Annotated in this window: 13 protein-coding genes and 1 other annotated feature; all 13 genes read left to right on the plus strand. The window is 34.2% G+C overall.

Annotation, left to right across the window (positions count from 1 at the left end):
• The coding region (locus BS62_RS14525; protein ID WP_496492002.1) for an EF-Tu C-terminal domain-related protein at positions 1-104 on the plus strand (104 nt) is incomplete at its 5' end.
• Between the two features lie 203 nt (positions 105-307).
• Entirely contained in the window at positions 308-457 is a 150-nt protein-coding gene (gene rpmG, locus BS62_RS14530; protein ID WP_490142976.1) for a 50S ribosomal protein L33, read from the plus strand.
• 23 nt (positions 458-480) lie between these two features.
• The gene (secE, locus tag BS62_RS14535) at positions 481-705 is read left to right on the plus strand and encodes a preprotein translocase subunit SecE (protein WP_496491991.1); all 225 of its coding nucleotides are present in this window, start codon (positions 481-483) and stop codon (positions 703-705) included.
• A gap of 20 nt (positions 706-725) precedes the next feature.
• Positions 726-1271 carry a transcription termination/antitermination protein NusG gene (nusG, locus tag BS62_RS14540; RefSeq protein WP_496491992.1) on the plus strand — a complete coding sequence of 182 codons (546 nt, stop codon included), beginning with the start codon at positions 726-728 and terminating at the stop codon, positions 1269-1271.
• Positions 1272-1299: 28 nt separating this feature from the next.
• Positions 1300-1725, plus strand: a complete 426-nt coding sequence (gene rplK / locus BS62_RS14545; RefSeq protein ID WP_496491993.1) for a 50S ribosomal protein L11 — start codon at positions 1300-1302, stop codon at positions 1723-1725.
• A gap of 83 nt (positions 1726-1808) precedes the next feature.
• Positions 1809-2507: a 50S ribosomal protein L1 gene (gene rplA, locus BS62_RS14550; protein ID WP_496491994.1), complete on the plus strand. Its 699-nt coding sequence runs from the start codon at positions 1809-1811 to the stop codon at positions 2505-2507.
• A gap of 52 nt (positions 2508-2559) precedes the next feature.
• Positions 2560-2701 (plus strand) — a sequence feature (ribosomal protein L10 leader region).
• Positions 2702-2743: 42 nt separating this feature from the next.
• The gene (gene rplJ / locus BS62_RS14555) at positions 2744-3247 is read left to right on the plus strand and encodes a 50S ribosomal protein L10 (RefSeq protein ID WP_496491995.1); all 504 of its coding nucleotides are present in this window, start codon (positions 2744-2746) and stop codon (positions 3245-3247) included.
• A 61-nt stretch (positions 3248-3308) separates the two neighbouring features.
• Positions 3309-3668, plus strand: coding sequence for a 50S ribosomal protein L7/L12 (gene rplL / locus BS62_RS14560; protein WP_496491996.1), 360 nt, complete (start codon positions 3309-3311; stop codon positions 3666-3668).
• A 303-nt stretch (positions 3669-3971) separates the two neighbouring features.
• A complete protein-coding gene (rpoB, locus tag BS62_RS14565; RefSeq protein ID WP_496491997.1) occupies positions 3972-7685 on the plus strand; it encodes a DNA-directed RNA polymerase subunit beta in 3714 nt (1237 codons plus the stop codon).
• Positions 7686-7729: 44 nt separating this feature from the next.
• Complete coding sequence (rpoC, locus tag BS62_RS14570) at positions 7730-11215, plus strand: DNA-directed RNA polymerase subunit beta' (protein WP_496491998.1); 3486 nt, start codon at positions 7730-7732, stop codon at positions 11213-11215.
• Between the two features lie 344 nt (positions 11216-11559).
• Positions 11560-11985, plus strand: a complete 426-nt coding sequence (rpsL, locus tag BS62_RS14575; protein WP_496491999.1) for a 30S ribosomal protein S12 — start codon at positions 11560-11562, stop codon at positions 11983-11985.
• A gap of 112 nt (positions 11986-12097) precedes the next feature.
• Positions 12098-12568 carry a 30S ribosomal protein S7 gene (gene rpsG, locus BS62_RS14580; protein ID WP_496492000.1) on the plus strand — a complete coding sequence of 157 codons (471 nt, stop codon included), beginning with the start codon at positions 12098-12100 and terminating at the stop codon, positions 12566-12568.
• 41 nt (positions 12569-12609) lie between these two features.
• Positions 12610-14676 (plus strand): elongation factor G, encoded by a 2067-nt coding sequence (gene fusA, locus BS62_RS14585; protein WP_496492001.1) that lies wholly within the window; start codon positions 12610-12612, stop codon positions 14674-14676.
• Positions 14677-14844: the final 168 nt, after the last annotated feature.

Consider the following 14844-nt stretch of genomic DNA (forward strand, 5'->3'; position numbering starts at 1 on the left):
TAGAATTAATATCACCAATAGCTATAGAAGAAGGATTAAAATTCTCTATAAGAGAAGGCGGAAGAACAGTAGGAGCTGGAGTTGTTGCTACTATAATGGAATAGTACGATTTTATCTCTGAAATAAGATATCAAAAGAGAAGGGGTTTATCCTTCTCTTTTTTTAAACATAATAATAAACAAAAACATTGACATGCCTACAATTTTATGATAACTTATACAAGGTGATGATTCAAAATTAAGAAATTATCTAAGATGATAAAAGACTTAACAATATATATTGGATTACGAAGTTGGAGGTGTAGCAGATGAGAGTTAAGATAACTTTAGCATGTACAGAATGTAAGCAGAGAAATTATAATACTACTAAAAACAAGAAAAACAACCCAGATAGAATAGAATTACAAAAATACTGCAGATTCTGCAAAAAGCATACTACTCATAAAGAAACAAAATAGTTAATTAAGGATGTGAGTATGGAATGGCTGCCCATGCAAATCAAAACACGAATGCAAAAAAAGAAAGATTTAGTTTCAAAACATATGTAAAAGAAACGAACTCAGAACTAAAAAGAGTTACATGGCCGACTAAGAGTGAACTTTTAAAGAGCACAGGGGTAGTTTTAACTGTATGTATTTTGTCAACTATCTTAGTGTGGGCTGTAGACAGTATACTGTCAGGTATACTGAAGCTTATACTAAAATAGATAAAAAGGAGAAATAAGATATGTCAGAGTTACAACAACCAAGATGGTATGTCGCTCATACTTATTCAGGACATGAGAATAAAGTTAAGGCTACTATTGAAAAGGCTGTACAAACAAGAAGTATGGAAGACTACATATTAGAAGTAGTTGTTCCTACTGAAGATGTTGTAGAAACTACTAAGAGTGGTAAAGAAAAAATAAGACAAAGAAAAGTATTTCCAGGCTACGTTTTATTAAAGATGATAATAACAGATGAATCTTGGTACGTAGTAAGAAATACAAAAGGCGTTACAGGCTTTGTAGGGCCTGGATCTAAACCAGTACCTTTAAGTGAAGAAGAAGTTATATCTATGGGCATTGATAAAGCTACTCAAAAGGTAGCAAGTAATAATATTAATGTTGAAATAGGAGAAACAGTTAAAGTTACAGAAGGTCCTTTTGAAGGGTTTATGGGAAATGTCCAAGAAATAAACCTGGAAAAAAAGAAATTGAAAGTTGTAATATCAATGTTTGGTGGTAGAGAGACTCCTACTGAATTGGAGTTTAATCAAATAGAAAAAATATAATTTATATAGATTTGAGGAGGTGCGCTCGATGGCTAAAAAAGTTATAGGTCAAATAAAATTACAAATAAACGCAGGAAAAGCTACACCAGCACCACCAGTTGGACCAGCATTAGGACAACACGGTGTTAATATAATGGGATTCTGTAAAGAATTTAATGCTAAAACTGCAGATCAAGCTGGATTAATAATACCAGTTGTTATAACAGTATATCAGGATAGATCTTTCACTTTCATAACTAAAACTCCACCAGCTGCAGTTTTAATAAAGAAAGCTATAGGGATCGAATCAGGTTCAGGAGAACCAAACAAAAAGAAAGTTGCAACAATATCTGCAGCTAAAGTAAGAGAAATAGCTGAATTAAAAATGCCTGACTTAAATGCAGCTACAGTTGAAGCAGCTATGAGTATGATAGCTGGAACTGCAAGAAGCATGGGTGTTGTAGTAGAAGACTAATTTTAAAATTGACGATATGTTTTTGTACCCGATAGATAAGTGGGAGGTACTAAACCGAAATTACCACAAGGAGGTATATTAAAATGGCTAAAAAAACAAAAAAATACTTAGAAGCTATAAAGCAAGTAGATAGAATGAGATTATATGATGCTTCAGAAGCATTAGAATTAGTTACAAACATAGCTACTGCTAAATTTGATGAAACAGTAGAGGCTCACGTTAAGTTAGGTGTTGACTCAAGACATGCTGATCAACAAGTTAGAGGAGCTGTTGTATTACCACACGGAACAGGAAAAACTAAAAGAGTTTTAGTTTTTGCTAAAGGTGAAAAAGCTAAAGAAGCTGAAGTAGCTGGAGCAGACTTTGTAGGAGCAGAAGAATTAGTTGCTAAAATACAAGGTGAAAACTGGTTCGAATTTGATATAGTTGTTGCTACTCCAGATATGATGGGTGTAGTTGGAAGATTAGGTAGAGTGTTAGGTCCTAAAGGATTAATGCCAAACCCTAAATCAGGAACAGTTACATTTGATGTAGCTAGAGCTATAGAAGAGATAAAAGCTGGTAAAGTTGAATATAGATTAGATAAAACTAACATAATACACGTTCCAATAGGAAAGGTTTCTTTTGGTAAAGAGAAATTAGCTGATAACTTTGCAACATTAATGGATGCAGTTATAAAAGCTAAGCCATCTGCTGCAAAAGGACAATACCTAAGAACTGTTACAGTAGCGTCTACAATGGGACCTGGTGTAAAAGTGAATCCTGCTAGAGTTAATGACTAATTAAAAAGTCTTGACATAGATTGTAGAATTTGATAACATATTAGATGTTAATCTTAAAAATAAATAATTACCGTAGACAGTAGGTGCTATAAGCTTAATATCCTACCGAGGATTCGAAAACTTTGAATTTTGAAGATAAGAAGCTTTTGTGTGTCTGCAGTTAGTGGATATGCAAAAGCTTTTATAAAGTCACGGTGACTATATAATCGCAATAGGTGAAGGAGGTGCACACCTGGATGTTAAAAAAGGCAATGGAATCAAAAGGACATGTTGTTTCAGAAATAACTGAAAAACTTCAAAAATCTTCTTCTGCAATAGTTGTAAACTACAAAGGTTTAACAGTTGAAGAAGTTACTGAATTAAGAAATAAATTCAGAGAAGCAGGCGTTGACTACAAAGTATACAAAAACACTTTAGTTAGAAGAGCAGCTAAAGAAGTTGGTATAGAACAATTCAATGATGAATTATTAGTAGGAACAAATGCTATAGCATTTGGATATGAAGATCCAGTTGCTCCAGCAAGAATAGTAAGCGACTTCATAAAAACTCATCCTAAGATGGAGTTAAAGATGGGTGTTGTAGAAGGTGAATTCTACGATCAAAACCAAATAGTAGAATTATCTAATATACCATCAAGAGAAGTTCTTATTGCAAAATTACTTGGCAGCTTAAAAGCTCCAGTATCAAACTTTGCATACTTATTAGATGCTATGATAAAGAAACAAGAAGAACAAGCTTAATTTGCTAACTTCTTCTATACTATTAAAAAAATTTAAATGATAAATTTCGGAGGTGCTAAAAATGACTATAGAACAAATATTAGAAGCTATAGAGAATATGAAAGTTTTAGAATTAAATGAATTAGTTAAAGCTGCAGAAGAAAAATTCGGTGTTTCTGCTTCTGCTCCTGTAATGATGGCTGGTGCTGCTACTGCTGCTGTTGAAGAAAAAACAGAGTTCGACGTAATATTAGAAAGCGCTGGAGCTTCAAAAGTTGGAGTTATAAAAGTTGTTAGAGGAATAACTGGATTAGGATTAAAAGAAGCTAAAGAATTAGTTGACAATGCTCCTAAGGCGTTAAAAGAAGGAGTTTCTAAAGAAGAAGCTGACAAGATAAAAGAAGAATTAGAAGCTGCTGGAGCTAAAGTAGAAGTTAAGTAGTTTCATAATAAAAAAGGTGCTTATTAGCACCTTTTTTTAATTACAAGAATATTGTGATTTATCTTGAGTAATTGACTGATTTTTATATTCAACGAAATTATTATTTTATATTTAAAAAATATGGAATTTAAGATTATTATTTTGTGCATAATAAATAATGTGCGTATTATACATATATTTATTAAATTATATTATTGACAAAATGAAATTATGCTTGAATCGCATATAGAAATATGATAAAATTATTAGATGCATTGGAATAAAGAATAGTTTTATTTTTAATTATTGAGAGGTGAAAAGTGAATGCCACATCCTGTCACGATAGGTAAAAGAACTAGAATAAGCTTTTCTAAAATAAAAGAAATAGCTGACGTACCAAATCTTATAGAACTTCAACTAGATTCTTATGAGTGGTTTTTAGATGAAGGGTTAAAAGAAGTGTTTGAAGATATTTCGCCTATAGAAGACTATACTGGAAATCTTATTCTAGAGTTCGTAGATTATTCTTTAGATGAAAAGCCCAAGTACGATATAGAAGAATGTAAAGAAAGAGATGCTACATATTGCGCACCTCTAAAGGTAAAGGTAAGACTTATAAACAAAGAAACGGGAGAAATAAAGGAACAAGAAGTGTTCATGGGAGACTTCCCACTAATGACTGAAAAGGGGACATTCGTAATAAATGGAGCCGAAAGAGTTATAGTAAGTCAGTTAGTAAGATCTCCTGGGGTCTATTACTCTCAAGAAATAGATAAATCAGGAAAAAGATTAATATCATCAACAGTTATACCTAATAGAGGGGCATGGTTAGAGTATGAAACAGATTCTAACGACATAATATCTGTAAGAGTTGATAGAACTAGAAAGCAACCTATAACAGTGCTACTTAGAGCCTTAGGGTTTGGAAGTGATGCAGAGATAATAGACTTATTAGGCGAAGATGAAAGATTAATGGCTAGTTTAGAAAAAGATAACACTAAAACTGCAGAAGAAGGTCTTATAGAAATATATAAGAAGTTAAGACCAGGTGAACCTCCTACAGTAGAAAGTGCTTCATCTTTAATAAATTCATTATTCTTCGACGCAAAGAGATATGATCTTGCTAAGGTTGGTAGATATAAGTTCAACAAAAAATTAGCCTTATGTTATAGAATAATGAATAAAAAAGCAGCTATGGATATAGTAAACCCAGAAACAGGAGAACTGTTTATAAAAGAGGGAGAAAAAATATCTTTAGAATTAGCTAAAGAAATACAAAATTCAGGTATAAATGTAGTTACTGTAATATCTGAAGATGAAAAACCTGTAAAAGTTATAGGTAACCACTTTGTAGATATAGCAGCACATATAAGCTTTAATATAGATGACTTAAATATAAAGGAAAAAGTTCATTATCCAACTTTAAAAGAAATATTAAATGAGTATAGTGATGAAGAAGAAATAAAAGAAGCTATAAAAACTAGAATAAGAGAACTTATTCCTAAACATATAATACTAGATGACATAATAGGTTCTATAAGTTACCAATTTAATATATTCCATGGAATTGGTGGTATTGACGATATAGATCACTTAGGAAATAGAAGAATAAGATCTATAGGTGAACTACTACAAAATCAAGTGAGAATAGGTCTATCTAGAATGGAGAGAGTTATAAAAGAAAGAATGACAGTTCAAGATATGGAATCAATAACTCCTCAAGCCTTAGTTAATATAAGACCTGTCTCAGCAGCTATAAAAGAATTCTTTGGTAGCTCACAATTGTCTCAGTTTATGGATCAAACAAATCCTCTATCTGAATTAACTCACAAAAGAAGATTATCTGCATTAGGTCCAGGAGGTCTTTCAAGAGAAAGAGCTGGATTTGAGGTGCGTGACGTTCATCATTCTCATTACGGAAGAATGTGTCCTATAGAAACGCCAGAAGGTCCAAACATAGGACTTATAAACTCTTTAAGTACTTATTCTAAAATAAACGAATTTGGATTCATAGAGTCTCCTTATAGAAGAGTAGATAAGGAAAAAGGCATGGTAACAAATGAAATAGACTATCTGACAGCTGATGAAGAAGATATATATATAAGAGCTCAAGCAAATGAACCGCTAGATGAAGAAGGTAACTTTGTAAACAAGAGAGTTATATGTAGAACTAAAAACGGTGCAGTTGAAGCTATTCCAGTTAACTTAGTCGATTATATGGATATATCTCCTAAGCAAGTTGTATCGGTAGCTACTGCTATGATACCTTTCTTAGAAAATGACGATGCTAACCGTGCCCTAATGGGAGCAAACATGCAACGTCAAGCAGTTCCTCTAGTTAGAAGAGAGGCTCCTGTAATAGGTACTGGTATAGAATATAGAGCAGCAAAAGACTCTGGGGCTGTTGTAGTAGCTAAGAATTCAGGGGTTATTGATAGAGTAAGTGCAAATGAAATAATTATAAAAAGAGAAGATGGAAATAAAGATAGATATAAACTTCTTAAGTTTAAGCGTTCAAACCAAGGTACTTGTATAAATCAAACTCCAATAGTTGCTAAGGGAGATATAATACAAAAAGGTGATGTTATAGCTGATGGCCCATCTACCGACTTAGGTGAAATAGCTTTAGGAAGAAATACATTTGTAGCATTTATGACGTGGGAAGGTTATAACTACGAGGATGCTATGCTAATAAATGAAAGACTAGTTAAAGAAGATAGATTATCTACAATACACATAGAAGAATATGAAAGTGAAGCGAGAGACACTAAATTAGGTCCTGAAGAAATAACTAGGGATATACCTAATGTCGGCGAGAGTGCTATAAAGAACCTAGACGAAAGAGGAATAATAAGAATAGGTGCTGAAGTTGATTCAGGAGATATATTGGTAGGTAAGGTTACTCCAAAAGGAGAAACTGAACTTACAGCTGAAGAAAGATTACTTCGTGCAATATTCGGTGAAAAAGCTAGAGAAGTTAGAGATACATCTCTAAAAGTTCCTCATGGTGAATCGGGCATAATAGTAGATGTTAAGGTATTTACTAGAGAAAATGGAGATGATTTATCTCCTGGAGTAAATGAACTAGTTAGATGTTATATAGCAAAGAAAAGAAAAATCACAGTAGGAGATAAGATGGCAGGGCGTCATGGTAATAAAGGGGTTATATCTAGAATATTACCTGAAGAAGATATGCCATTTATGCCTGATGGTACTCCACTTGATATAGTATTAAACCCACAAGGTATACCGTCTCGTATGAACATCGGACAGGTTCTTGAAGTTCACTTAGGTCTTGCTGCCAAAGCATTAGGATGGCATGTTGCAACATCAGTATTTGATGGTGCAAAAGAGCATGACATAAGAAAAGCATTAACAGAAGCTGGATATCCAGAAGATGGCAAAATGACTTTATATGATGGTAGAACTGGAGAGACCTTTGATAATAGGATCACAGTTGGATACATGTACATGTTAAAACTACATCACCTAGTTGATGATAAGTTACATGCAAGAAGTACAGGACCATACTCACTAGTAACTCAACAACCATTAGGAGGTAAAGCTCAGTTTGGTGGACAGAGATTCGGTGAGATGGAGGTTTGGGCGCTAGAAGCATACGGTGCAGCTCATATACTTCAAGAAATATTAACTGTTAAGTCTGATGACGTTGTAGGACGTGTTAGAACTTATGAATCTATAGTTAAGGGTGAAAATATACCTGAACCAGGTATACCTGAATCGTTCAAGGTATTAATAAAAGAACTTCAAAGTTTATGCTTAGATGTTAAAATCCTAACTGAAGAAGATAAAGAAATAGAAGTCAAAGAATCTCTAGATTATGAGGATGTACCTCATGAATTTGAAATGACGGGATTTGAAGATTATAAAGACTTAGAAGCTGAGTCTATAATCGAAGAAATAGATGAAGACATAGAAGATGAAGATATAGAAGATGAAGAAATAGATGATATAGATCTTGATGATGAAGCTAATTATGAAGATATAAATTACGACGACGATGATTTTGAAATATAGTTCTTTGTGTTTTGCAAAATCTCAAATAGAAGGGAGAGGACTCCTTGTTTGAATTAAACAATTTTGAATCAATAAAAATATCGTTAGCGTCTCCTGAAAAAATAAGACAATGGTCAAGAGGAGAGGTAAAGAAACCTGAAACTATAAATTACCGTACTTTAAAACCTGAAAAAGATGGGTTATTCTGTGAAAGAATATTTGGTCCAACTAAAGACTGGGAATGTCACTGCGGTAAGTATAGAAGAGTAAGATATAAAGGTGTAGTTTGTGATAGATGTGGTGTTGAAGTAACTAAGTCTAAAGTTAGACGTGAAAGAATGGGACACATAGAGCTTGCAGCTCCTATGTCCCATATCTGGTACTTCAAAGGTATACCAAGTAGAATGGGATTATTACTTGATATGTCGCCAAGATCATTAGAGAAGGTATTATATTTTGCATCATATATAGTTGTAGATGCAGGTGATACAGGCTTAAATGAAAAGCAACTATTGACAGAAAAAGAATATAGAACAGCTGTTGAAAAATACGGAGAAACTTTTAAAGTTGGAATGGGTGCAGAAGCTATAAAAGAGATTCTGCAGAAAATAGACTTAGAATCTTCAAGTAAAGAGTTAAGAGCGGATCTTAAAGATAGTACTGGTCAAAAAAGAATAAGAACTATAAGAAGACTGGAAGTCGTAGAGGCTTTTAGAAAATCTGGAAATAAACCTGAGTGGATGATAGTAGATGTTATTCCTGTGATACCACCAGATTTAAGACCTATGGTTCAATTAGATGGAGGCAGATTTGCAACATCTGACTTAAATGACCTGTATAGAAGAGTTATAAATAGAAATAATAGATTAAAGAGACTACTAGAGCTTGGAGCACCAGACATAATAGTTAGAAATGAAAAAAGAATGCTTCAAGAAGCAGTTGATGCTTTGATAGATAATGGAAGAAGAGGTAGACCTGTAACTGGGCCTGGTAATAGACCGCTTAAGTCATTATCGGATATGCTTAAAGGTAAGCAAGGACGTTTCCGTCAAAACTTACTTGGTAAACGTGTTGACTATTCTGGACGTTCTGTTATAGTTGTTGGACCAGAACTTAAGTTTTATCAGTGTGGTCTTCCAAAGAAAATGGCACTAGAACTATTCAAACCATTTGTTATGGATAAGCTAGTTAAGCAAGGATATGCACATAATATAAAAAGTGCTAAATCTATAGTAGAAAAGGTTAAGCCTGAAGTTTGGGATGTTTTAGAAGAGGTTATTAAAGGACACCCAGTAATGCTAAACCGTGCTCCTACTCTACATAGACTAGGTATACAAGCATTTGAACCAGTACTAGTAGAAGGAAAAGCAATTAAACTGCATCCTCTTGTGTGTACAGCTTACAATGCCGACTTTGACGGTGACCAAATGGCGGTTCACGTACCTTTATCGGTAGAAGCTCAAGCAGAAGCTAGATTCTTAATGCTTTCTCCAAACAATATACTAGCGCCTAAAGATGGTTCTCCTATAACTACTCCTACTCAAGATATGGTTTTAGGAAGCTACTATATGACTATAGAAGCTCAAGAAGGTGCCAAAGGTACTGGAATGGTATTTAAGGATTTCAATGAACTTTTAATGGCTTACCAAACAGGGGCTGTTCATATACATGCTCAAGTAAAGGTAAGAAAATGGGACTTAAATGGAAATGCTTATTTGGCAGAAAGTACAGTAGGTAGATTTATATTTAATGAGAAGATACCTCAAGATTTAGGATTTGTAGATAGAAGTGTAGACCTACATTCTTTAGAGGTTGACTTCTTAGCTGATAAAAAAGCCCTAGGAAAAATAATAGACAAGTGCTTTAGAAAGCATGGTAATACTGATACTTCAATACTTCTAGACTATATAAAATCTTTAGGATTTAAATACTCTACTAAAGGTGGTATAACTGTTGCTGTATCGGACATGGTGGTACCAGAAGCAAAGAAAGCATTCATAACTGAAGCTGAAGAAAAAGTTGAAAAGTATGAAAGAGCTTATAGAAGAGGTTTAATATCTGATGAAGAAAGATATGAAAGAGTTATAGAAACTTGGACGGCAACAACTGAAAAAGTTACTGATGCTCTTATGGATGGACTAGATAGATTAAATAACATATTTATAATGGCGCATTCAGGAGCCAGAGGTAGTAAAAACCAAATAAGACAGTTAGCGGGTATGCGTGGTCTTATGTCAAATGCATCAGGTCACACAGTTGAAATACCTGTTAAATCCAACTTCCGTGAAGGGTTATCAGTTTTAGAATACTTTACATCATCACATGGTGCTAGAAAAGGTCTTGCCGATACTGCACTTCGTACAGCTGACTCTGGTTACTTAACAAGAAGACTAGTTGATGTCAGTCAAGATGTTATAGTAAGAGAAGTAGACTGTGGTACAGATATTGATACAGAAATAGCAGCTTTCAAAGATGGAAATGAAGTTATTGAAGAACTTTACGATAGAATAGTTGGAAGATATACATTAGAGGCTATAACTAATCCAGAAACTGGAGAAACTATAGTTCCCGAAGACTCTATGATACAAGAAAACCAAGCAGAAGAAATAGTAAAATTAGGAATAGAGGCAGTTAAAATAAGAACTGTTCTTGATTGTAAGACAAACCACGGAGTATGTTCTAAGTGTTATGGTAGAAACTTAGCAACAGGAAAAGAAGTTAATATAGGTGAAGCGGTTGGTATAATAGCTGCTCAATCTATAGGTGAGCCAGGTACTCAGCTTACAATGCGTACATTCCATACAGGTGGGGTTGCCGGTGGAGATATAACTCAAGGTCTTCCAAGGGTTGAAGAGTTATTCGAAGCTAGAAAGCCAAAAGGTCTTGCTACTATAACTGAAGTTTCAGGTAGAGTTGAAATAGATGAAGCTGGCAAAAGAAAAGAAATAACGGTTATACCTCAAAATGAGGAACAAAAAACTTATACAATACCATATGGGTCTAGAATAAGAGTGAAACATGGCCAGTATGTTGAAGCTGGTGACTCATTAACACAAGGATCAATTAACCCACATGACATAGTAAGAATTAAGGGTATAAGTGGAGTACAAGATTATATCGTTAAGGAAGTACAAAGAGTTTATAGAATGCAAGGGGTTGATATCAACGACAAGCATCTAGAGATAATAGTAAGACAAATGTTATCCAAGGTTAAAGTTGAAGACCCAGGTGATACGGAACTTCTTCCTGGTGGATATTCAGATGTACTTGAATTTAATAAAGCTAATGAGGAAGTTGTATCTAAAGAATTAAAACCTGCAGTAGCAAAAAGAGTGTTACTAGGTATAACTAAAGCATCTCTTGCTACAGAATCATTCTTATCAGCTGCTTCATTCCAAGAAACAACAAGAGTATTAACTGAAGCTGCTATAAAAGGTAAGGAAGATAAATTAATAGGATTAAAAGAAAATGTTATAATAGGTAAATTAATACCAGCTGGTACAGGTATGAAAAGATACAGAAACATAGCTGTAGAAAAAATAGAAGAATAAACCAGTCAACATTTATAAACAAAACTTGACACTATATATTGGTAGTGTTAAAATGTTAAAGTGTCAAAATTTAAAAGTGAACTTTTAAATGCAAGGAGGTCTAAAAAGATCTCCTAGCATTTGATATAAGTAAGCTTTATGAATTTGAATAGATATTAAAGTTTTTAAAAACAAAAGGCACGAAACAAGCTTTAAGGTAAAATTAAAAGTAGCTTTAATAGCTAAGATGAGAAAAGCATAGAAATAATCTATGTTAATTCAATGAGTCAACTAATAAGTAGTTGATGTATTTGAAGTAGTTGGCAGCTATCAAAAAGACAAAATTTTGGAAGGAGGTGCGATTAATGCCAACAATTAACCAATTAGTTCGTAAAGGTAGAGAAGCAATGGAAAAGAAATCTACTGCTCCAGCTCTACAAAGAGGATATAACTCTTTAAACAAAAAAAGCACAAAAATGAGTTCGCCACAAAAAAGGGGAGTTTGTACTTCAGTTAAGACTGTAACTCCTAAAAAACCTAACTCAGCTTTAAGAAAAGTAGCCAGAGTTAGATTAACAAACGGTATAGAGGTTTCTGCTTATATACCAGGTGAAGGACACAACTTACAAGAGCATAGCGTTGTTCTTATAAGAGGAGGAAGAGTTAAAGACCTTCCTGGGGTTAGATACCATATATTAAGAGGAACACTAGATACAGCTGGTGTTGATAAGAGAATGCAATCAAGATCTAAGTACGGTGCAAAGAGACCTAAAGCTGCTAAAAAGAAATAATTAGTGAAATAGTTTCGGTGCTTTAAATATATAGATATATTTATGGCATCACGGCAATATTTAATTGTCGAGTACCGATGATCTAAGATAAATTATTAAGGAGGGAAGCAAAATGCCAAGAAAAGGTAGTGTACCAATAAGAGAAGTATTACCTGATCCAGTATACGGAAGCAAGGTAGTTACTAAGTTAATAAATAACTTAATGATAGATGGAAAAAGAGGAAAATCTCAAAAGATAGTTTATGATGCTTTTGAATTAATAAAAGAAAGAACTGGGGAAGAAGCCGGAGAAGTATTCGAAAAGGCTATGAACAACATAATGCCAGTTCTAGAAGTTAAAGCTAGAAGAGTTGGTGGATCTAACTACCAAGTTCCGATAGAAGTAAGACCAGAAAGAAGACAAACTTTAGGTCTTAGATGGTTAGTTAACTATACAAGAGCTCGTGGAGAAAAAGGTATGGTTGAAAAGCTAGCTAAAGAAATAATGGACGCAGCTAATAACACAGGTGCTTCAGTTAAGAAAAAAGAAGATACTCATAAAATGGCAGAAGCTAATAAGGCGTTTGCTCACTATAGATGGTAGGATGATACTGAATCATTAAGGGTATCAGAGAGGAGGATAACGTGGCTAGAAAGTTTCCTTTAGAGAGAACGAGAAATATAGGTATAATGGCACATATAGATGCCGGGAAAACTACAACTACAGAAAGAATACTTTTCTATACAGGTAAAACACATAAAATAGGAGAAACTCACGAAGGTGGGGCTACTATGGACTGGATGGAGCAAGAGAAGGAAAGAGGTATAACTATAACTTCTGCTGCTACAACTGCTGAATGGAAAGATCATAGAATAAACATAATAGATACTCCAGGACACGTAGACTTCACAGTTGAGGTTGAAAGATCTCTTCGTGTTCTAGATGGTGCTGTTGCTGTTTTCTGTGCAAAAGGTGGGGTTGAACCTCAATCTGAAAACGTATGGAGACAAGCTGACAACTACCATGTTCCTAGAATGGCTTTTGTTAACAAAATGGATATACTAGGAGCAGATTTCCTTAATGTTGTACAAATGATGAAGGACAGATTAAACGCTAACGCTGTTCCTGTTCAATTGCCAATAGGTAAGGAAGATACTTTCACAGGTATAATAGATCTTCTTGATATGAAGGCTGATATATACAAAGATGACTTAGGTCAAGAAGTTGAAATTACTGATATACCTGCAGATATGATGGATTTAGCTCAAGAGTGGAGAGAAAAGTTAGTTGAAGCTGTTGCAGAAACTGACGAAGAGTTAATGATGAAATATCTTGAAGGTGAAGAATTAACTAATGAAGAAATAAAAACAGCTATGAGAAATGCTACTATAGCTTGTGAAATGAACCCAGTATTCTGTGGTTCTGCATATAAAAACAAAGGTGTTCAATTATTATTAGATGGCGTTGTTGAGTATTTACCAGCTCCAGTAGATGTACCTGCTATAAAAGGTATATTGTTAGACGGTGAAGAAGCAGAAAGACATTCATCTGATGAAGAGCCATTCTCAGCATTAGCATTTAAAATAATGGCTGACCCATTTGTTGGTAAACTAGCATTCTTCAGAGTTTACTCTGGAATATTAGCAGGTGGTTCTTACGTTCTGAACTCTACAAAAGGTAAAAGAGAAAGAGTAGGACGTATACTACAAATGCATGCTAACTCAAGAGAAGAAATCTCAGAAGTTCATGCAGGTGATATAGCTGCGGCTGTAGGTCTTAAAGACACTACAACTGGAGATACTTTATGTCATCCTGATCATCCAATAATACTTGAATCGATGGAATTCCCTGAGCCGGTTATATCTGTTGCTATAGAACCTAAGTCTAAGGCAGCTCAAGAAAAAATGGGTATCGCTCTTCAAAGATTATCTGAAGAAGATCCTACTTTCAGAGTTAAAACAGATGAGGAAACAGGAGAAACTATAATATCAGGTATGGGTGAATTACACTTAGAGATTATAGTAGATAGATTATTAAGAGAGTTTAAAGTAGAAGCTAATGTTGGTGCTCCACAAGTTGCTTATAGAGAAACTATAGTAAACGCAGTGGATGTAGAACATAAGTACTCTAAACAATCTGGTGGTAGAGGACAATACGGACATGTTAAGATAAGAATATATCCAAGAGAAGCTGGTGCTGGATATGAATTCATTAACAAAACTGTTGGTGGTTCTATACCTAGAGAATACATCGGACCAATTGATGCAGGTATACAAGGAGCTATGCATTCTGGTATAGTTGCTGGATATCCAGTTGTTGACGTTGGTGTTGAATTATATGATGGTTCATACCATGAAGTTGACTCTTCAGAAATGGCCTTCAAGGTTGCTGCTTCTATGGCGTTTAAAGACGGTATGAAGAAAGCAAATGCAACACTTCTTGAACCATACTTCAAAGTTGAAGTTGTTACTCCAGAAGATTACATGGGTGATGTTATGGGTAACTTAAACTCAAGACGTGGAAGAATAGAAGGAATGGATGCTAGAAATGGTGCTCAAATAATAAGAGCCATGGTTCCATTATCAGAAATGTTCGGTTATTCAACTGACTTAAGATCTATGACTCAAGGTCGTGCAACTTATACAATGATATTTGATCACTATGAATCTGTTCCAGCTAACATAGCGAAAAAAATGTCTGAAGGTAAGTAATTAAAAATAATAATATAGATTAAAATATATAAAATATGTGAATATTAATATGGCGAGGGTTTTACCCTCGTCTTACATAATTTAAAAGAGGAGGAATTTTAAAATGGCTAAAGCTAAATTTGAAAGAAACAAGCCACACGTTAACATAGGAACAATAGGACACGTTGA

It is taken from the genome of Sporacetigenium mesophilum DSM 16796, assembly GCF_059569055.1.

Bases quoted from the DNA above. Each gene is read 5' to 3' on its own strand.
- rpmG (WP_490142976.1), top strand. From the start codon at position 308: ATGAGAGTTAAGATAACTTTAGCATGTACAGAATGTAAGCAGAGAAAT.
- secE (WP_496491991.1), top strand. From the start codon at position 481: ATGGCTGCCCATGCAAATCAAAACACGAATGCAAAAAAAGAAAGATTT.
- nusG (WP_496491992.1), top strand. From the start codon at position 726: ATGTCAGAGTTACAACAACCAAGATGGTATGTCGCTCATACTTATTCA.
- rplK (WP_496491993.1), top strand. From the start codon at position 1,300: ATGGCTAAAAAAGTTATAGGTCAAATAAAATTACAAATAAACGCAGGA.
- rplA (WP_496491994.1), top strand. From the start codon at position 1,809: ATGGCTAAAAAAACAAAAAAATACTTAGAAGCTATAAAGCAAGTAGAT.
- rplJ (WP_496491995.1), top strand. From the start codon at position 2,744: ATGTTAAAAAAGGCAATGGAATCAAAAGGACATGTTGTTTCAGAAATA.
- rplL (WP_496491996.1), top strand. From the start codon at position 3,309: ATGACTATAGAACAAATATTAGAAGCTATAGAGAATATGAAAGTTTTA.
- rpoB (WP_496491997.1), top strand. From the start codon at position 3,972: ATGCCACATCCTGTCACGATAGGTAAAAGAACTAGAATAAGCTTTTCT.
- rpsL (WP_496491999.1), top strand. From the start codon at position 11,560: ATGCCAACAATTAACCAATTAGTTCGTAAAGGTAGAGAAGCAATGGAA.
- rpsG (WP_496492000.1), top strand. From the start codon at position 12,098: ATGCCAAGAAAAGGTAGTGTACCAATAAGAGAAGTATTACCTGATCCA.